This is a genomic window from Streptomyces sp. SP17BM10 (assembly GCF_036322405.1).
In the GTDB taxonomy this organism is placed as follows: domain Bacteria; phylum Actinomycetota; class Actinomycetes; order Streptomycetales; family Streptomycetaceae; genus Kitasatospora.
Window position 1 is genome coordinate 1 of record NZ_JAQYXB010000423.1, and the last position, 300, is coordinate 300.

The following is a 300-nucleotide window of genomic DNA, read 5'->3' on the forward strand; positions in this document are numbered from 1 at the left end:
CCGATCTTCTTCTGCGAGAGGTCGCCCATGGCGACCGCGGTCGTCACCTGGGCGATGTTGCGCACCTGGCCGGTGAGGTTGTAGGCCATGAAGTTGACGGTGTCGGTCAGGTCCTTCCAGCTGCCGGACACGCCGGGCACGCTCGCCTGGCCGCCGAGGCTGCCCTCGGTGCCGACGTCCCGGGCGACGCGGGTGACCTCGTCCGCGAAGGCCGACAGCTGGTCCACCATCGTGTTGATGGTGTTCTTCAGCTCCAGGATCTCCCCGCGCGCGTCCACCTGGATCTTCTGCGACAGGTCG

The 300-nt window shown here is 67.7% G+C and carries 1 protein-coding gene; it reads right to left on the minus strand.

From position 1 onward, the window contains the following. On the minus strand, window positions 1-300 hold a 300-nt coding region (locus tag PUR71_RS03965), incomplete at both ends, for a HAMP domain-containing protein (RefSeq protein WP_329924905.1).